The organism is Tangfeifania sp., from assembly GCF_055108615.1.
In genome coordinates this window covers 1-20,164 of sequence record NZ_JBSQIC010000074.1, presented here as the reverse complement: position 1 = coordinate 20,164, position 20,164 = coordinate 1, and the positions used below count along the sequence as shown (strand labels likewise).

Annotated in this window: 12 protein-coding genes; 9 read left to right on the top strand and 3 right to left on the bottom strand. The window is 43.1% G+C overall.

Translation table 11 applies throughout. The features are described from left to right. The first annotated feature begins 219 nt into the window (after positions 1–219). The 3 genes from ACTCNA_RS14075 to ACTCNA_RS14065 all read left to right on the top strand — a co-directional run bounded on the left by ACTCNA_RS14075 (position 220) and on the right by ACTCNA_RS14065 (position 5,337). A complete protein-coding gene (locus tag ACTCNA_RS14075; RefSeq protein WP_462948565.1) occupies positions 220–3,300 on the top strand; it encodes an AAA family ATPase in 3,081 nt (1,026 codons plus the stop codon). Positions 3,301–3,686: 386 nt separating this feature from the next. Further along, entirely contained in the window at positions 3,687–5,039 is a 1,353-nt protein-coding gene (locus ACTCNA_RS14070; RefSeq protein WP_462948564.1) for a PhoPQ-activated pathogenicity-related family protein, read from the top strand. A 124-nt stretch (positions 5,040–5,163) separates the two neighbouring features. Beyond that, positions 5,164–5,337, top strand: a complete 174-nt coding sequence (locus tag ACTCNA_RS14065) for a hypothetical protein (protein WP_462948563.1) — start codon at positions 5,164–5,166, stop codon at positions 5,335–5,337. 242 nt (positions 5,338–5,579) lie between these two features. Here ACTCNA_RS14065 and ACTCNA_RS14060 read toward each other — a convergent pair whose 3' ends face one another. Together ACTCNA_RS14060 and ACTCNA_RS14055 are read right to left on the bottom strand one after the other, a co-directional pair. Then, entirely contained in the window at positions 5,580–5,924 is a 345-nt protein-coding gene (locus ACTCNA_RS14060; RefSeq protein WP_462948562.1) for a hypothetical protein, read from the bottom strand. Positions 5,925–5,983: 59 nt separating this feature from the next. Beyond that, positions 5,984–6,319 (bottom strand): carboxymuconolactone decarboxylase family protein, encoded by a 336-nt coding sequence (locus ACTCNA_RS14055; protein ID WP_462948561.1) that lies wholly within the window; start codon positions 6,317–6,319, stop codon positions 5,984–5,986. 484 nt (positions 6,320–6,803) lie between these two features. Between ACTCNA_RS14055 and ACTCNA_RS14050 the strand changes: the two genes are divergently transcribed. Then, on the top strand, positions 6,804–9,740 hold the full coding sequence (locus ACTCNA_RS14050) for an FAD-binding and (Fe-S)-binding domain-containing protein (protein ID WP_462948559.1): 2,937 nt from the start codon (positions 6,804–6,806) through the stop codon (positions 9,738–9,740). Here ACTCNA_RS14050 and ACTCNA_RS14045 read toward each other — a convergent pair. Beyond that, the gene (locus ACTCNA_RS14045; protein WP_462948558.1) at positions 9,734–10,102 is read right to left on the bottom strand and encodes a hypothetical protein; all 369 of its coding nucleotides are present in this window, start codon (positions 10,100–10,102) and stop codon (positions 9,734–9,736) included. The genes ACTCNA_RS14050 and ACTCNA_RS14045 overlap by 7 nt on opposite strands. Before the next feature lie 96 nt (positions 10,103–10,198). On the opposite strand from ACTCNA_RS14045, the gene ACTCNA_RS14040 reads away from it, so the two are divergent. The 5 genes from ACTCNA_RS14040 to ltrA all read left to right on the top strand — a co-directional run bounded on the left by ACTCNA_RS14040 (position 10,199) and on the right by ltrA (position 20,070). Next, positions 10,199–10,792: a class I SAM-dependent methyltransferase gene (locus ACTCNA_RS14040; protein ID WP_462948556.1), complete on the top strand. Its 594-nt coding sequence runs from the start codon at positions 10,199–10,201 to the stop codon at positions 10,790–10,792. 362 nt (positions 10,793–11,154) lie between these two features. After that, positions 11,155–12,966 (top strand): transcription termination factor Rho, encoded by a 1,812-nt coding sequence (rho, locus tag ACTCNA_RS14035; protein WP_462948555.1) that lies wholly within the window; start codon positions 11,155–11,157, stop codon positions 12,964–12,966. A 544-nt stretch (positions 12,967–13,510) separates the two neighbouring features. After that, positions 13,511–14,686: an ATP-binding protein gene (locus ACTCNA_RS14030; protein ID WP_462948554.1), complete on the top strand. Its 1,176-nt coding sequence runs from the start codon at positions 13,511–13,513 to the stop codon at positions 14,684–14,686. A gap of 48 nt (positions 14,687–14,734) precedes the next feature. After that, positions 14,735–18,280: a pyruvate:ferredoxin (flavodoxin) oxidoreductase gene (nifJ, locus tag ACTCNA_RS14025; protein WP_462948553.1), complete on the top strand. Its 3,546-nt coding sequence runs from the start codon at positions 14,735–14,737 to the stop codon at positions 18,278–18,280. A 389-nt stretch (positions 18,281–18,669) separates the two neighbouring features. Beyond that, a complete protein-coding gene (gene ltrA, locus ACTCNA_RS14020; RefSeq protein ID WP_462948552.1) occupies positions 18,670–20,070 on the top strand; it encodes a group II intron reverse transcriptase/maturase in 1,401 nt (466 codons plus the stop codon). Positions 20,071–20,164 lie beyond the last annotated feature (94 nt).

The following is a 20,164-nucleotide window of genomic DNA, read 5'->3' as shown; positions in this document are numbered from 1 at the left end:
AGAGAAAAAATAAATCTGTGTCCATCCGTGTAATCTGTGGTGGAAAAAAAATAAAACAAACCACAGATAGCTCAGATATACACAGAGAAAAAATAAATCCGTGTCCATCCGTGTAATCTGTGGTGGAAAAAAAATAAAACAAACCACAGATAGCTCAGATATACACAGAGAAAAAATAAATCCGTGTCCATCTGTGTAATCTGTGGTGAAAAAAATATTATGATACCTGTACAATTAACTATACAAGGTCTATACTCCTACCAGGAAAAACAGACCATCGATTTTACCAAATTAACCGCCGCCAGCCTGTTCGGCATATTCGGAACCGTGGGAAGCGGGAAATCATCCATTCTGGAGGCCATCACTTTTGCGGTTTACGGCCGTACCGACCGTCTGAATCTTTCGGGCGACAACCGGTATTACAACATGATGAACCTGAAATCGAATGAACTGCTTATCGACTTTATCTTTGAAACAGGCAGGGAACAAACTGCTTACCGGGCAACAGTGAAAGGCAAACGAAACAGCAAAAAATTTGATGATGTAAAAGCCCTGGAACGATCGGCATATAAAAAAGCAGGCAATGAGTGGCATCCCATTGAAAATGAGGCGCTCGAACAGGCCATCGGGTTAAGCTACGACAACTTTAAACGCACAATCATTATTCCCCAGGGACAGTTTCAGGAATTTCTGCAACTGGGAAATAAAGACCGTACCCAAATGATGAAAGAGCTTTTCAACCTCGGGAAGTTCGAATTTTACTACAAAGTTGCTTCGCTGGAATCCAAAAACAATGAACAAAAACAAAATATTGAGGGACAGTTGAAACAACTGGGAGCTGTCGATCCTGAACAGGTAAATGTTTTTCAGGCGCAGTTAACTAAGCTGGAAGAGGAATTAAAAGAGCAGAACCGGAAAATTGCTGAAAATCAGCAAGCGGAAGAACAACTTCGGAAATTGCAGGAACTAACGCAAAAGAAAGCCGAAGCAGAAAAAGAACGAAAAAAACTTCAGGAACAGGAGCCTGAATTTCAGGCACTCGAAAAGAAAATAAACCGGTACGAGCAGTGTGTGTACCGGTTTAAGCATTTGCTGGATTCGTTGCAGGAAAACCGCAGGAAAAGGGAAGATCGTGAAAAGCAGATCCGTATTGACAGTGAAAAGTTAAAAGCTGAAGAAGTTGTAATCGAACAGCTCGAAAAGCTGCTCGAAGAAATGAAACCGGCGTATGAAAAACGGGAAGAGTTGAAGCAAAAAGCAGAAGAGTTGTCCCGCCTGATGCAGATGAAAAAGCTGGAAGAAACTATTGCCAAAGAAGCAATCCGTTTTGAGAAGGGGAAAAAAGTGTTGAATATTACGGTTCAGCAGCTCGAAAAACTGAAAACCGAAAAACAACAACTCGAAGGGACGATAAAAGAAGAGCATGGCAAAATTCCGGATTTGGAATTGCTGTCAACAATCAGGGCTTGGTACACAGACAAACACAATCTGGACAAACAGCTTCGTGAAACTGAAAAAGAGATTGGAAAATATGCTCAGCAGGAAAAGGAAATCAGGGAAGAAGTGTCCCAAATTTTAACCGCACCGGTTTTTGAAAATCTCCCGGAAGAAGCAGACTATAAAACCTGTATTCGGCATCTTAAAGCTGAAACGCTAAAAATTAAAGAGAATCAAAAGGCACTGAATGCGCAGGAAAACCATTTTCACGTTAAAGCGCAGTTAAAAACCTATGCAGAGGAACTGGAAGAGGGGAAGCCATGCCCGCTTTGCGGATCAGTGCATCATCCGGAACTATTTAAAACGGAAGATATTAACGACGCACTTGCTGAACTGACTGCAAAACAGCAGAATTTTGAGCAGCAATTGGAACAAATATCGGAGTTGGGCAACCAGTTGAATTTTCTCGAAAACCAGATGCGAATGGTTCAGCAAAATCACAAAGAACTCAATGAAAAGAAAAAGGAACAACTGCAACAAATAAGTGCTCATGCCAAACAGTTTATCTGGGAAAAATACCGGGAAGAAGAGGAGTTGAATGAAGCATTCCGGGAGGCAAAACGTATTCAGGGAGAGTTAAAAGAACATGAAACTGCTTTGGAGAAAATTTCCCACAAATTTACACATGAAGAAAAGAATAAGGAACGTTATCAGGCAGAACTGGAAAAAATAGACAAGTCGCTTACGATGCATCAAACCGAACAGAAAACCATAGTTGGTCAGCTTCAGTTGATTCACCCGGGAAAGTACAAGCAAACGCCGGTTGAAAGGATAGAAAAAGAGAAAACGAATTTATTGAATGAACACAGCCGGATTGAAAAAGAGTTTACTAAAAAAACGAGCTCTCTGCAGGAACGAAACAAACAAAAAGATATCCTGAGCGGAAGTCTGAAAACAAATCACACGGAACTGGAAAAGGATCAGGCAACCATTGCAACCCTTAAAAAACGATTGGATGAACAGTTGACGGAATCTTCCTTTCAGTCTGTTGATGAGGTGGTTCAAATTCTTTCAGAACCACTGGATACGGAAGTAGAAAAACAAAAAGTTGCTCAGTTTAATAAACAACTTGATAGCATTAAATCATCATTGGAACAGTTGCAAAACGAAATAGGGGAGCGCGTTTATGATGCTGAATCCCACAAAAAACTTATCCATGAAATTTCTTTGCTGAAAGAACAGATTACGCGGAAAAATCAGGAACAGGGAAAGACGGCGGAGTTGCTCAAAAAGCTTCAGAAAGATCTGGAAAACCAGGCCGCGCTTCGGAAAGAACTCGAAAAACTGGAAGTAAGAGCAGAAAACATTAAAACGATGAAGTCGCTGTTCAAGGCAAGTGGTTTTGTGAATTACATTTCGTCGGTTTACCTGCAAAATTTATGTAATGCAGCCAATGACCGTTTTTTTCAACTCACCCGGCAAAAGTTGAGCCTGGAAATCACGCCCGATAATAATTTTCAGGTGCGCGATTTTATGAACGGCGGCAAAATCCGCAGTGTCAAAACTTTATCGGGTGGACAAACCTTCCAGGCGGCTTTATCACTGGCTCTGGCACTGGCTGATAATATTCAGAAAATTACTGAATCGAACCAGAACTTTTTCTTTTTGGATGAAGGATTTGGCTCGCTTGACAAAGAATCGCTGAATATTGTTTTTGATACGTTAAAATCGCTGCGAAAAGAAAACCGGATGGTAGGCGTTATTTCCCACGTGGAAGAGATGCAGCAGGAAATTGATGTCCATCTGCGTATCGAAAATCAGGAGGAAAAAGGAAGTATCATTCATTCGAGTTGGACGGAATAGTTTTACTATTCAAGCAGGTGTCCGGAAAATTTGCAATAATAATCAGAGGAGCACCTGCCAAAAAATGGCTTATAAATTATCGGAAAATTCGAGCCAGAGGGAAATGCTTTGGCTCTTTTTTGAGGATTTGACCTACAATAATATAATGATCAATTGGGAAGCTGAAAATCGGCCATTTTTATTGTTAAAATTCTATAAGAAAAAACTAATTTTTAACAAGCAATACATCCTCTATCTAACTAAATTTGATTAATTACAAATTGTTATAATGTTTCTTTCATTTTTTACAAATAACCTATTTGCAAAGTGCTACGTATTCCAATAAAAAGATAAATTTATTTACTGTCATTCAAAAGCACCAATAATAAAAATTAAAACACTAAGTTATGAACAAAACATTTGTATTTTATGTCTCTTCACTCTTTACTATCTTCCTGTTGTTTTCTTGTCAACCGCAGAAAGAAATTACTCCGGAAAATGCCTTGGAATCTTATCTTAACAATAACGACAACTCTTTTGCATGGGAACTGCACGATTCGCATGAGCAAAACGATGTTAATTTATACAATTTGCTGGTCACCAGTCAAAAATGGCAGGATTACACCTGGCGGCACCAGGTTGCAGTAATTGTTCCGGAAGAAATTAAATACGACGGAGCTTTGCTGTATATTACTGGTGGAAGCAACAAGGATGAAATGCCCAACTGGAAAAAACCCGATGACGGCACCATTCAGATGATGGAAATGATTGCCCAAAAAAACAGCGCCGTAGTTGCAGTAGTTTTCCAGGTGCCAAACCAACCACTTTTTGGCGATCTCAAAGAAGATGAAATTATTTCATTAACCTTTCACAACTACCGGAACGACAAGGATTTTACCTGGCCACTGCTTTTCCCAATGGTGAAAAGCGCAGTACGCGCCATGGATGCCGTTCAGTTGTTTTCAGAGAAAACCCTGGATCACAAAATCAACCGGTTTCTGGTTTCAGGCGCATCGAAACGCGGCTGGACAACGTGGCTCACCGGTGCAAGCGACCCTCGGGTAGAGGCGATAGCTCCCATGGTTATCGACATGCTGAACATGCCCAAAAGTATTAGTTACCATGTTGAAGCCTGGGGTGATTACAGCATCCAGATTCAGGATTACGTGGAACTGGGCATTGCACAGGATGTGAACACGCCCGAAGGGCAGGAAATAGTAACCATGGTGGATCCGTTTTCCTATCGCGAAAAATTGACTATGCCAAAACTCATTTTCAACGGAACCAACGACGAATACTGGCCTGCCGATGCCATTAAACATTACATTAATGAAATTCCCGGAGAAAACTACCTGCATTACGTTCCCAATGCCGGGCATGGGTTGGGCGATAAAAAGCAGGCTATTCAAGCGCTAAGTTCCTTTTTTGCCGAAACCCTTCAAAATAAGGAATATCCTGAATGTTCATGGAACTTCGAAGAAATCGGACAGGAAGTCGTTGTAACAATTGATGCCTCAAAAGAAGAGCTGACCGGTATTCTATTGTGGACCTGCGATTCAGATGACCGCGATTTCAGGGACAATAAATTCGTAAGCAAGGCCATTGACACTGAACCATCGGATCAAGTTTCAATTCAGGTGAATTATCCGGATTCCGGTTTTCGGGCTTTTTACATCGATTTGCTTTATCCTGATCCGAACGGAGAAGTGTATTCAAAAAGTACCCGGATGTTCGTAGCTGACACTGATAAAGTATTATAATTATTCGGCAACGTGAATTTGATTTACCATATCAAATTAAATATCATAAATTTCATTAACAGTCATTTCTAATCAATAAATCTATGAAACGGAAACAATCAGGTTTACGGTGGAATCGGAAGCCATGCGCTACGTTTTAAAAAGTTCGCCCATTTTGAAAAAATCGGGACAGAATATCGATGTTAGTGTTATTTCGACACGGATGAACCTGTTAAATATTGGAAAGGCGCAGGTAGTGACCATTCCCGGTGAAGCGCTGAAAATGATTGAGGAGAATCCGGGGGCGGAAAAGGAATAAGGAATTTCACTTAGAATTGTCAACGGTTACCTGTACGAGTAGTGGCAGATTACGGGGCACTTTCCTATCAGGATACAATGAACTTGATGCGAGGTAGAAAGCCCGAATACGCTACACCCCCCGCTTTTACTTATACACAATTATAGCCAGTGGTTATTCTGACTTAAAATCTACTGATTCGTAGCTAGCGTTTCGTCCTCTTTCGTCTGTTTGTTGCAAAATGCCTTTTCCTACCAGGTCTTTTATGTTCCGTAAAGCGGTTTGCTGTCGCCCCATTCGGTATCGTATTCCCACTTCTCAATAATTTTTGAAATGGAATTGGCCGGCAGCAGTCCGCGGTCTTCACCAAAAAAGATAAACAGGAACCGGTCGAGCAGCTTTTGCAATTTTTTGAACAGCATCAGCTTGATTTCCTTTTCAGTTTTACCTGAAAGCAGGGAGAGGTTCAGGTTATTCGCCACCAAATCGTTGTATAAATCGCGTTTAAACAGCGAATAATTTTTGAAAATCCGGTGAATTTTAAAATACTGATAATCAACACTGATTTTTTTAGCGATCAGATCGCTGCACAAAACAGGCGAAGACATGGAAAAAACCGGCTGAACAAGTCAACCGGTTTCAAATGAAAATCAATTTATCCTCTGTTCTACAACATCTCTTTCATTGCTTTGTAGGCTTTGTCGCCATAAACAATTGAAGGCCCGCCGCCCATAACCACAGCAACACCAATAGTTTCAACAATCTCTTCCTGAGTTGCGCCGGTTTCAAGAGCAGCTTCCACGTGGCACGCAATACATCCTTCACAACGGATAGTAATAGCAATGCCAAGTGCAATAAGTTCTTTTTGTTTGGCTGTTAAAGCTTTATCTTCTGCTGTTGCATGATGCATGGTGCCAAAACCTTCAGCTATTTTCGGATTCTCTTTCGAAAGTGTTCCAATAAAATCATAAACTGCTTTTGCTTGTTCTGAATATGTACCCATAAATTTTTCATTTTAAATTTAAACTAACTAATGGTCAAAATTAAACAATGTAACACACTAATAAAATGATAATAATCACAAATAAATATGCTTAAAAACAGCACAAAATCACAATTAAATCCAACCCAAATTCCAATTGACTATCTGTATGTAAATCGCAACCAATTAAATTTTTTTCTTCCCGCAGATTCCGCAGATTAACGCCGATTTTTATTAAATTTCTGCGAAAATCAGCACAACAAATAATTTATTGATTATAATCAATACTTTTACACCTTTCAGGCAAAGTGTGGATTATGATGAATACTTTTTAGAAATTATAAAATGTGAATTTGGAAATTTGCTCAAAATAAAAGATAATTACAGAAAAACTATAGTGACAATGGACGAGATACTAATTGATTTCTGTAAAGGCATCAAGCATATACACCTCAGAAAATTTTTAACTGAAATACTTTAAACTATATAAAAACCACTTTTCAGAATGAATCCGGAAAAAATCAATTTCAACCAGTTAAAATCCCAACTCGAAGGCGACCTGTTTGCCGATAACGTTCAGCGTGTCCTCTACTCCACCGATGCCTCGCAGTACAAAGAACTGCCGCTGGCAGTCACCCGTCCGAAAAACAAGGAAGACATCAAAAAAATAATTGCTTTTGCCCGCGAAAACGGCACTTCCATCATTCCCCGCGGCGGGGGCACATCGCTGGCCGGGCAGGTGGTAGGGCCCGGAATTGTGGTGGATATTTCAAAATACATGAATAAAATCCTCGAACTGAACGTGGATGAGAAATATGTAATTGTGGAACCGGGTGTAGTGCTGGCTGAGCTGAACCAGATTCTGGCCAAATACAATTTGCAGTTTGGTCCCGAAACCTCAACCGCCAACCGCTGCGTAATTGGCGGCATGCTGGGCAACAACTCCTGTGGGTTGCACTCACTGGTTCACGGCAGCGTACGCGAGCACATACTTGAGGTAGATGCCGTACTTTCCGATGGGTCGGAAACCACATTCAAAACCCTTACAAAAAAGGAGTTTCAGGAAAAACTGAACGAAAATCCCAATAAACTCGAGAAAGCCATCTACCAAAATATTTATGAGATGCTTTCCAATCCGGAAAATCAAAAAGAAATCCGCGAAAAATTTCCCGATCCAAAACTCACCCGCCGCAATATGGGCTATGCCATCGATGCGCTGCTCAATTCCGAAATATTTACCGAAGGCGGCCCGCAATTCAATTTTTGTAAGCTACTGGCCGGTTCGGAGGGTACGCTCGCTTTTTCGCACCGGATTAAACTGAACATTATCCCGCTTCCGCCCAAACATAAAGGGTTGGTGTGTGCCCATTTTGAAACGCTGGAAGAATCGCTGCAAGGGAATTTAATTGCTTTGAAGCACAAACCCACGGCCATTGAACTGATGGACGACACGGTGATGCAGGCTGCCAAACAAAACATAGAGCAACGCAAAAACCGCTTTTTCGTGAAAGGCGATCCGGGTGCCATGCTCATGATTGAGTTTTCGTTTGAAACGGAAGAGGAGTTGCAAAACAAAGCCGCTGAGCTGGAAAAAGATTTCCGGGATGCCGGTCTCGGCTACCACTTTCCTTTGGTAACCGGTGATGATAAAATAAAACGGGTGTGGGCACTGCGCACAGCCGGGCTCGGGTTGCTGGCCAATATTCCCGGCGACCGCAAAGGGGTTTCCGGAATCGAAGACACCGCCGTAGCGCCCGACCACCTGCCCGGTTACGTGGCCGACATCAAAAAAGTGCTCGGAAAACTGGGATTGTCAAGCGTGTTTTATGCACACATTGCCACCGGCGAAATCCATTTCCGCCCGCTCATCAATTTTAAAGACCCGGAAGATGTAAAACGTTTCGACACGCTGATGAACGAAACCGCGGCACTGGTGAAAAAATACCGCGGATCCATGAGCGGCGAGCACGGCGACGGACGCGCCCGAGGGAAATTCATTCCTTTCATGCTGGGCGAACACAACTACGGGCTGCTGAAAAACCTGAAAAAAACGTGGGACCCGCACCACATTTTCAATCCCGGAAAAATAACCGACACGCCACCCATTACCGAAAGCCTGCGGGTAACTCCCGGAAAAGCGATTCCGGAATCAGAAACCTATTTCAATTTCTCGGAAAACAAAGGTTACATCCGCGGCATTGAAAAATGCAACGGCTCGGGCGACTGCCGCAAAAGCGAAGTGATTGGCGGAACCATGTGCCCCACTTTCATGGCCACGCGCGACGAGGATAAAAGCACCCGCGGACGGGCCAACGTGTTGCGGGAATTTTTCTATTCGCCCAAAAATGGAAACGCCTTCGACCAGAAAGAAATTTACGACATCCTCGACCTCTGCATTTCGTGCAAAGCCTGCAAAAGTGAATGCCCGTCGAATGTGGACATGGCCAAACTGAAAGCTGAATTTTTGCAGCACTATTATGATGTGCACGGCATTCCGCTGCGCTCGCGACTGGTGGCCTACCTGCCCCGCCTCAACAAGCTGGCAATGCTGGTTCGCCCGCTGTCCAATTTTATGATGAAAACCACTTTGTTGAAAAAAGCCATTGGGATTGCACCTCAGCGCAACCTGCCCTCCCTTTCCAACATTACCCTGAACCGCCGCACAGCCCAAGGCATCCCGCATCCCGAAAAAGAAACCAAAGGCAAAGTTTACCTGTTCAACGACGAGTTTACCAACTACAACGAGAGCGACATCGGAATTAAAGCCATTTTACTGCTCACACGGCTGGGCTACGAGGTGAAAATCCCGGTACATAAAGAGAGCGGCCGCACTTTCCTCTCGAAAGGACTGGTGCGGACTTCCAAAAAAATAGCCACCGAAAATGTGGAACTTTTAAAAGATATTATTTCAGAAAAAACGCCGCTAATCGGCATCGAACCATCGGCCATCCTGGCTTTCCGCGACGAGTACCCCGATCTTGTGAATGTAAATTTACAACCCATTGCCGAAAAGCTGGGACAACATGCATTGCTCTTTGAAGAATTCATTTCAGCCGAAATGGATAAAGGAAATATTAAACCGGAACAGTTCACTTCGGGAAAAAAACAAATTCTGCTGCACGGGCACTGTCAGCAAAAAGCGGTGGCCAGCACTGAACCCACAAAAAAGATGCTTTCGCTGCCCCAAAATTATTCGGTAAAAGAAATCCCATCGGGTTGCTGCGGAATGGCCGGTTCATTCGGTTACGAAAAAGAACATTTTGATTTATCGATGAAAATCGGCGAGATGGTTTTGTTTCCAGCGGTCCGGGAAGCTGAAGAAAAAGTTATCATTTCAGCTCCCGGAACCTCGTGCCGCCACCAGATTAAAGACGGTACCGGCAAATCCGCCAAACATCCGGTAGAAGTGCTGTATGAAGCGCTGAAATACAACGTTCAATGACAATACAACCAGATTACAGGAACCATTATTAACACTAAAACAGAACTGACACGGTGAATGGTTTTCAAAAAATCACGGGCTGTGTTTTCAAAACTTAAAACAGCTCCCGAAACAAATGCCACCAGGAAAAAAATAACAGAAAGGACAAACAAAATCAATCCTGTTCCGGAAAAGTTCAAAACTTTAAGGTGTTGAATAACTATTAAAACAATAAAAACGGCTGTGGCTACTACTGTAATTTTATGCAGTGTAAAAATTCCGGTTTTATAAGGTTCGCCTGTTTTCCGCAGCCATATACCTGAAATAAAAACGGCAATTGCCAAAATGGCTGAAATAATCGAATTTGTGACTAACTGTTCCATCGATTTGTTTTTTTGCTAAAATAATAATATTTTTAATAATCAAACATCATCCGGTTAATCCTGTTGTTTATTTCTGATTTCAAAAAAATTGATACTATGAGCCAATTCTGGAACGAACGATTTGCCAGAGAGGAATATGTATATGGCACTGAACCCAATAAATTTTACAGGGAACAACTCGAAAAATTAGCGCCAGGCAAAATTCTTTTTCCGGCGGAAGGAGAAGGACGTAATGCCATATTTGCTGCCCAAAATGAATGGCAGGTCACTGCGTTTGATCCAAGTAACGAAGCCCGGAAAAAAGCTCTCAAACTTGCTGGCGAAAAGAATGTTGAAATCAACTATTTTCTCTCTGATTATGAGAATATAAATTTACCTTCAGCAAGTTTCGATTGCATGGTGTTGATTTATGCCCACATGCCTCCGCATAAAAGAGAGGAATATCACCAAAAACTGGCTGCCTTGTTAAAACCGGGCGGAACATTAATCCTAGAAGGGTTCTCAAAAAAACAAATCCACTACAATACCGGCGGGCCGCGAAACGAAGCCATGCTTTTTTCCCTGCAGGAAATCCGGTCCGATTTTCAATCGTTTTCCCATTTAACAACCTCCGAAAAACAAATTGAGATTGCCGAAGGCATTTTTCACAGCGGAACAGCCTCGGTTATACAGGTTTTGGGGAGAAAATAATATTCGCTATATTTGTGGAATAATTTATCATTTCATCCGTTAACAAATAAATGTACGCCATTAAAAAATAACTTTTTTAAACGCACAGGCGTAAAAATAAAACTGAGACTCCGGCATTACTGACTAAAAACTCATGCTGCCAGTCATTTAAACATATTTTTACAAACAACAACTATATTGAATTAAAACAACTTAAGATTGCGGGACGAAAATTAAAAAACAGAAGTTAATTTTTGGTATGTAACAAGTAATTACTATAATTGCAACCGAATTTCAACTAATTCTCGTCTCCACTTTATTTGTTCCAAATAAATTATCAGAAAAACAATTTAACAGGATAAGAGAATATTAATATTACACCAATGTACGATATTTTAGAATTGAACAAAAAGCTCGTGCCCGAGCTGCGTGAGATTGCCAAAGAACTAAAGATCAAACGCGTAGAATCATACAAAAAACAAGATCTGATATACAAGATATTAGACACACAAGCTGTTCAGGAAGCCGAAAAGAAAGAACAGAAATCAACTTCGAAAGAACAGGAAGACCGCCCGCGAAAAGGTTTTTTGCGAAAGAAGCAGGACAACAGCCAGCAGCAGGACAACCAGCAGGATGACCAGCAGCAGCGCCGTGGAAGACGCCCGCGCCGCGATAGGGTGGAACCTGTATTAAAACGCCAGCGCATTGAACCCGGCAGCAAAAAGGAAGAACCGCAAAAACCCGAAACAAAACAATCGCGGCAGGACCAGATAAAAGCGATAATCCAAAATTTCAACCTGGAAAAAACGAAAAATCCGGAAGAAGCAGCCAAACAAAAATTAAAAGAGCAGGAAGAAAAAGCCGCTGCCAAAGCTAAAAAGCACGAAGAAAAAGCAAAGCAGAAAAAGCAGGAAAAAGCTGACAACTCGCAGGAAGAAAACAATGCCCGGGAAAAACAGGATAACCAGCCGCCGCAGGAAAATAAAGATCAGGAAAAAAAGAAAATTCACAGAAAAGATAACCGCGACCAGAACAAGCAACAGCAACGAAACGGGAACAACAAGTATTACGAATTCGACGGAATTGTAACCAATACCGGAGTGCTGGAAATCCTCCAGGATGGATATGGTTTCCTTCGCTCTTCCGATTACAACTACCTGAATTCGCCCGACGATATTTACGTTTCACAATCGCAGATTAAACTGTTCGGATTAAAAACAGGCGACACCGTGGAAGGAACAATTCGCCCACCAAAAGAAGGCGAAAAATATTTTCCGCTTATTAAAGTGCTCGAAATTAACGGACGCACCCCGCAGTTTATCCGCGACCGCGTTCCGTTCGACCACCTCACCCCGTTATTTCCGGAAGAAAAATTTCAACTCACCGGAAACGGACACGACAATATTTCCACGCGCATTGTGGACATGTTTGCACCGATTGGCAAAGGCCAGCGCGGGTTGATTGTGGCGCAGCCCAAAACCGGTAAAACGGTATTGTTAAAAGAAATTGCCAACGCCATTGCTGCCAATCACCCTGAAACTTATATGATTGTTTTACTGGTTGACGAACGCCCTGAAGAGGTTACCGATATGGCACGCAGCGTAGATGCCGAAGTGATTGCCTCCACATTCGACGAACCGGCAGATAAACACGTGAGAGTAGCCAACATCGTGCTGGAGAAAGCCAAAAGAATGGTTGAGTGCGGCCACGATGTGGTAATTCTGCTCGATTCCATTACCCGCCTCGCACGTGCGTACAACACGGTTCAGCCGGCATCAGGCAAAGTGCTTTCGGGTGGTGTCGATGCCAATGCATTGCACAAACCCAAACGCTTCTTCGGTGCTGCTCGTAATATTGAAGAAGGCGGCTCACTTACAATTCTGGCCACAGCCCTCACCGAAACCGGTTCGAAGATGGATGATGTAATTTTCGAGGAATTTAAAGGAACCGGTAACATGGAACTGCAGCTCGACCGCAAATTGTCGAACAAACGGATATTCCCGTCGCTCGATATTCCCGCCTCGAGCACCCGCCGCGAAGATTTGCTGCTGCCCAAAGAAATGCTCAACAAACTCTGGATTTTACGCAACTACCTGGGCGATATGAATTCGATGGAAGCCATGGATTTTATGAGAACCCGCCTGATGCGTTCCAACTCCATTGCAGAATTCCTGGCATCGATGAACGACAGCTAACAACAACACAAAAAATAAATGATTTAAAAGCAGGTCTTTGCAGGATCTGCTTTTTTGTTTGGAAAATATTATTGATAATGGGGTTAAACCCCCTCAACCTTCTGTAATTCACAAATCCGTTCACTGAAATGAACGGCAAGTTATACATCAATTCCAATTTTATTAGCCATTTATTGCCGTCTGCTTTAGCTGGCGGATTTTATAAACTGGTTTTGAACTTGGCTTTAGCCACATTTCAATTTGTATCCGTTAAACGCCTCATTCTATTAATTTATTTTTTCAATTCATGATCAGTATGGTTAAAAATCAGCGTAAATCTGCGGGAAAGCATCCAATTAAATACGGTACAGAAACAATTTTTATGATTACCGGGCAATACTTTCGGCAAAAAGCAGAAAGCAACTTCTTCCACCAAAATATGTAAAAGCGAGATTAAGATCAATCGTTATTTTTAACAGATATAAATTGCACAAAAATATCATTTTTGACATCTACACATTACAATTTAAGTCAGAAACTGTTATTTTTGTAAAAAAAGTAAGTCTTGGAATATTTTCAATTTATACATAACAAATTACTCGAAAGTACTACCCCTACGCTAAAAAGGGAACTGCAAAAAAGCATTGACTGGAATCAAAGGCTGATTTGCATTAAAGGGTTCCGCGGTGTTGGCAAAACAACATTTCTGCTCGATTACATCAGGCAAAACTTCGCGGATGACAAGAATGTGCTCTACGTTAACCTGAACAATTTTTATTTCACCAAACGAACCATCGTTTCATTTGCCGATGAGTTTGCAAAAAGAGGCGGCAAGGTGCTGATGCTGGACCAGATACAGAAATACCCTGACTGGTCGGAAGAACTCCGCCGGTGCCACCAGGAGCTGCCCGGCCTGAAGGTAATTTTTACCTCATCGCCCGTGTTGCGAATAACAGAAGACAACCCCGACCTGAAGGGAATTGCAAATGTTTATCACCTCGAAGGGCTCTCTTTTCGTGAATACCTCAACCATGTAACAGGTATCAGTTTCCCGGTTTACACTTTTGAGGAAATACTGAAAAACCATGTTGAAATTGCCGAAGAAATTGTATCGAAAGTCAGGCCCCTGGCCCATTTCAGCGACTACCTGAAAAACGGTTTCTTTCCCTATTTTATCGATAATCCGAATTTTTATACCAACCGCCTGCTTAAACATATTAACCTGGCGCTCGAAATTGACGTGCCTTACATCAATCAAATCGAATTAAAATACCTCTCAAAACTCAGAAAACTGTTGCATATCATAGCCACAGAAACTCCTTTTTCGCCAAATGTGAGTAAATTGGCAGCTGCAATAGAAACATCGCGTGCAACGGTAATGAATTACCTGCGCTACCTGAAAAATGCCAGGTTAATTCATTTGCTCTATTCCAATAACGATGAAGACGAGATGAAAAAACCGGATAAAATATATATGCATAATACCAATCTGCTGTATGCTATAGCACCTAATAATACTGACAGTTTGAACTTACGGCATACGTTCTTTTACAATCAGCTGGCCTACAACTTAACCGTAAAAAGTTCGGAAAAAGCTGATTTTAAGGTGAATGAAAAATATCATTTTAAAGTTGGAGGGCGCAAAACAGAACCGGGAAAAAATTTCTATTCAGCAGCCGACATGATTGAGGCAGGCCGGGGAAATAAAATTCCACTCTGGCTGTTTGGTTTTTTATACTAAAAATTTAGCGAACGAAATATTAATTTTTGCAATAAAAGGAGAAATACAATGACAAAACAAAAAAAATTCATCACATGTGACGGCAACTACGCTGCATCGTATATGAGTTACATGTTCAGCGAGGTAGCATGCATCTACCCTATTACCCCATCGTCCACTATGGCGGAATATGTTGACGAATGGGCAGCCAACGGTAAAAAGAATATGTTTAACCGTCCCGTTCGCCTGGCCGAAATGCAGAGCGAAGGCGGCGCATCGGGAGCTGTTCACGGAGCTGCACAGTCGGGTGCACTTACCAGTACCTACACGGCTTCGCAGGGATTGCTGCTGATGATTCCGAATATGTACAAAATGGCAGGCGAGCTGTTGCCAACTGTTTTTCACGTGAGCGCACGTGTAGTGGCCGGCCACGCACTCTCCATTTTTGGCGACCACAGCGATATTTATGCTGCCCGCCAAACCGGATTTGCAATGATTGCCTCCGGTTCGGTACAGGAAGAGATGGACCTGGCAGGGGTTGCCCACCTGGCAACCATCAAATCACGGGTGCCTTTCCTGGCGTTCTTCGATGGGTTCCGCACCTCGCACGAAATTCAGAAAATTGAAGCCATCGACATGGAAGACATGAAACCGCTGGTTGACCAGGAAGCCCTGCAGGAATTCCGCAATCGCGCACTTAACCCGGAACACCCGGTAACCCGCGGAACAGCCCAGAACCCGGACATTTTCTTCCAGGCCAAAGAATCCGCCAACAAATATTACGATGCGGTACCTGATATTGTAGCGCACTACATGAAAGAAGTCAGCAAAATTACAGGCCGCAAATACGAACCATTCAGCTACTACGGCGACCCGGAAGCCGAAAACATAATCATGGCCATGGGGTCGGTTACTGAAACCATCCGCGAAACCATCGACTACATGAGCGCACAGGGGAAAAAAGTAGGGATGGTTGCCGTTCACATGTTCCGTCCGTTTTCAATGAAATATTTAATGAAAGCGCTGCCCGACACAGTTAAGCGCATTGCTGTGCTCGACCGTTCGAAAGAACCCGGATCGGCCGGTGAACCACTTTACCAGGATGTAAAAACTACTTTCTACGGAAAAGAAAATGCCCCGCTTGTGGTTGGAGGCCGTTACGGACTGGGCTCGAAAGACACCACTCCTTCGCAGATTCTGGCAGTTTACGAAAACCTGGAAATGAAAGAGCCGAAAAATGATTTCACCATCGGCATTGTGGATGATGTAACATTTAAATCGCTTCCGCAAAAAAAAGAAGTGGACATGACACCCAAGGGAACTTACCAGGCTAAATTTTACGGACTGGGTTCCGACGGTACAGTGGGAGCCAACAAAAACTCCATTAAAATTATTGGCGATGCCACTGACAAATCGTGCCAGGGATATTTCCAGTACGACTCGAAAAAATCGGGTGGTTTCACCTGTTCGCACCTGCGTTTTGGCGATAAAACCATCCGCTCCACTTACCTGGTTACCACACCCGACTTTGTGGCCTGCCATGTTCCTGCATACATCAATATGTACGACATGCTTAAAGGGTTGAAAAAAGGTGGTTCATTTCTGCTGAACTCCATCTGGGATGAAGAGGAAACTAAAAAACGCCTGCCCGACCACATGAAGAAGTACCTGGCCGAAAACGATATCAAATTCTACATTATTAACGGTACCAAACTGGGTGAAGAAATTGGCCTGGGAACCCGTACCAATACGATTATGCAATCGGCTTTCTTCAAAATTACCGAAGTAATTCCATACGAAATGGCAGTTGACGAAATGAAGAAAGCCATTGTAAAATCGTACGGCAGAAAAGGTGAACAAGTTGTAAATATGAACTTTGCTGCCGTTGAAGCCGGTGGTAAAAACGTACATAAAGTAAATATTCCGGCAGAATGGAAAAACATTGAAGTAAAAGATACCAATGGCACTTCTGACCGCCCGGAATACATTGTGAAAGTGGTGGATACCATCAATCAGCAAAAAGGTGACGATCTTCCTGTTTCTACATTTACCGGGGCCGAAGACGGCACCTTTGAAGCAGGTACTGCCGCTTACGAAAAACGGGGTATTGCTGTGAACGTTCCCGAATGGCAGGCTGAAAATTGTATTCAGTGTAACCAGTGTGCCTACGTTTGTCCACACGCCTGTATCCGTCCATTTTTGTTAACCGACGAGGAAGTGGAAGCCGCCCCCGAAGGTACCGAAACCAGGGTAGCGATCCCATCGAGATTATTAGACGGCTTAAATTACCGTATCCAGGTGAGCGTGCTCGATTGTACAGGCTGCGACAACTGCGTAGATGTATGTCCATCGAAGGAAAATTCACTGATTATGAAACCATTGGATACACAACGCGACGAAATTGAGCGCTGGGATTACATGGTGAACGAAGTTTCATTGAAAGAAAAAGTGATGGACAAAACCAAATCAGTGAAAAATTCGCAGTTTGCCCAACCCCTGTTTGAATTCTCGGGTGCCTGTGCAGGTTGTGGCGAAACACCTTACATTAAACTCATTACCCAGCTTTTCGGCGAACGCATGATGGTGGCCAACGCTACCGGATGTTCTTCAATTTACGGGGGTTCGGCACCGTCAACACCTTACTGCAAACATAAAGACTCCGGCCACGGTCCGGCATGGGCCAACTCGCTGTTCGAAGACAATGCCGAGTATGGTTTTGGTTTTGCTGAAGGAGTATCTGCACAACGCAACCGCATTGCCGACATCATGACCAACGCGGTAAACAACGGCGCATCGGATTCTGAAAAAGAAGTATTCAACCTTTGGCTCGAAAATAAAGACAACGCCGACGGTTCGGTTACTGCTTCGAAAAAAGTGCTCGAAGTAATTGAAAAAAACAAAAGCAATTATGCCAAAGAAATCCTGCAACTGAAGCAGTACCTGGTGAAAAAATCCATCTGGATATTTGGCGGCGATGGCTGGGCATACGATATTGGCTTTGGCGGCCTCGATCATGTAATGGCCAGCGGCGAAAATGTGAATGTGCTGGTAATGGACACAGAAGTGTACTCCAACACTGGTGGCCAATCATCAAAAGCAACTCCTGTGGGCGCAGTGGCCAAGTTTGCTGCTTCGGGTAAAAAAATCCGTAAGAAAGACCTGGGCGCCATGCTCATGACCTACGGATATGTTTACATTGCACAGGTTGCCATGGGTGCCAGCCAGACACAATACCTGAAAGCAGTGAAAGAAGCCGAAGCTTATCCAGGCCCGTCTATCATCATTGCATACGCACCATGTATTAACCACGGCTTGCGGGCCAGCATGGGACGTACGCAGGAAGAGGAGAAAAAAGCGGTTAAATCGGGTTACTGGGCACTGTTCCGTTACAACCCGCTGTTGGAAAAAGAGGGTAAAAACCCGTTCCAGCTCGATTCGAAAGAACCCGACTGGAGCAAATTCCAGGAGTTCCTCAACGGCGAGGTACGCTACACTTCATTGAAAAAATCGTTCCCGAAAGAAGCAGATGAACTGTTTGCTTCGGCCGAGGAGAATGCCAAATGGCGCTACAACTCTTACAAACGCTATGGTTTTTTTGTGTGCCGTGCATGGTAAATAACTTGGTGGTGAAAGTCCACTATGGGGGTTTGTAGTAGCCAACCATTAGCTAAAAGCAGGGGTGCTTACCGCGAGGTATAACCTGAAGGAAGCCGGCGGCAAAGTTCCGACCCGAGGAACACGAACATTATCAGGCATAACCGTTGGGATGAGTTTGCAAAACAAAACGAAGTCCAAATACTACACGGACAGCGGGATGTAAATGATGCGGGTACATGGAATGAAAGCTATTTACCTTACCACGGGAGGTCTCACAGACGTATTGAAACGGAGTAAGATATACGGTCGGAAAAGGTTTATTGTGAGAAGTCAGCCGAAGTCATAGTATTCGCCAGCTGGTGGAGAAGGACTGAACTTTAATTAACAGTATTAATGAATGTTACTTTATGGGAGGATTAAAACAGAAAACTTCGGATAAAACCGGAGCCTGCTTGCAGAAAGGAAGTGCGGAACACGGAGGATATGTGAGAGGGTTTACTTCTGTATGGATAACTGAAAACAATACTGTAGCACTGCCCGAAGAAGATGGATTATTAGGTCAGATTCTAAATCCTTACAATTTGAACAAAGCTTATTTAAAGGTTTGTCGAAACAAAGGGAGTCATGGTGTTGATGGATTATCCATCGAATCATTGAGGGAATATCTAAAACAGCATGGTTCTGACCTGATAAAATCCATCCGAAGCGGGAAGTATCGCCCGAACTCTGTCCGCAGAGTTGAGATACCTAAAGATGCCCATTCAAAGCGTCCGTTGGGTATTCCGACAGTAGTTGACAGGGTAATCCAGCAGGCGATACATCAAATTTTATCACCTGTTTACGAGCGACAGTTTTCGGACAATAGTTTTGGTTTCCGACCTAAACGAAGTACGCATAAAGCCCTGTTCCGATGTAAGCGTTATATATCAGAAGGATATAAATACGCCATCGACATGGATATGGCAAAGTTCTTCGATACGGTCAACCACAGCAAATTGATAGAGATACTGTCAAGAACAGTGAAAGATGGTCGGGTAATCTCGCTGGTACACAAATACCTGAATGCAGGTGTTGAAGTGGGCCATAAATTTGAGAGAACGGAAGCAGGTGTTCCACAGGGCGGGCCGTTAAGTCCGTTACTGAGTAACATCATGCTTAATGAACTCGACAAAGAGCTTCATAAGCGAGGTCACAAATTTGTTCGTTACGCCGATGATTTGGTCATTTTGTGTAAAAGTAAGAGGGCAGGAGAACGGATAATGAACAGCGTGATTAAGTTCATTGAAGAACATCTTTTTCTGAAAGTCAACAGGGATAAAACCTCGGTGGTTTATTTCAACCACATCAAGTTTCTGGGATACTCCTTTTATCAAATCAAGGGAGAAATCCGGTTTCGCATTCACCCCAAAAGCGTTGCGAAGCTGAAAGCAAAATTAAAAGAGCTTACCAGCAGGAGCAACGGTTGGGGAAATGAAAAGCGTAAAAGTAAATTATCATCCTTTATTAAAGGGTGGTTAAACTATTACAAATATGCTGATATGCTGAATTTAATGGAACGGATTGATGCATGGTATCGCCGAAGGTTGCGAATGGTAATCTGGAAGCAATGGAAGAAGATAAAGACGAAATGGCGTAATCTCATTAAGCTGGGTATTGAAAAATACAAAGCATGGGAATATGCCAATACCCGAAAGTCGTATTGGCGGACGGCTAAAAGTCCAATTCTGTCCAGAAGTGTAACCAATGACCGGTTAAAACAGGCAGGTTATATTTTCTTCACCGAATACTATAAGCAAGTGAGAGTGTAATTAAAGAACCGCCGTATACCGAACGGTACGTACGGTGGTGTGGGAGGTGCATCAGTGAGATAGTAAATTATCTCACTGACCATCTACCCGATTG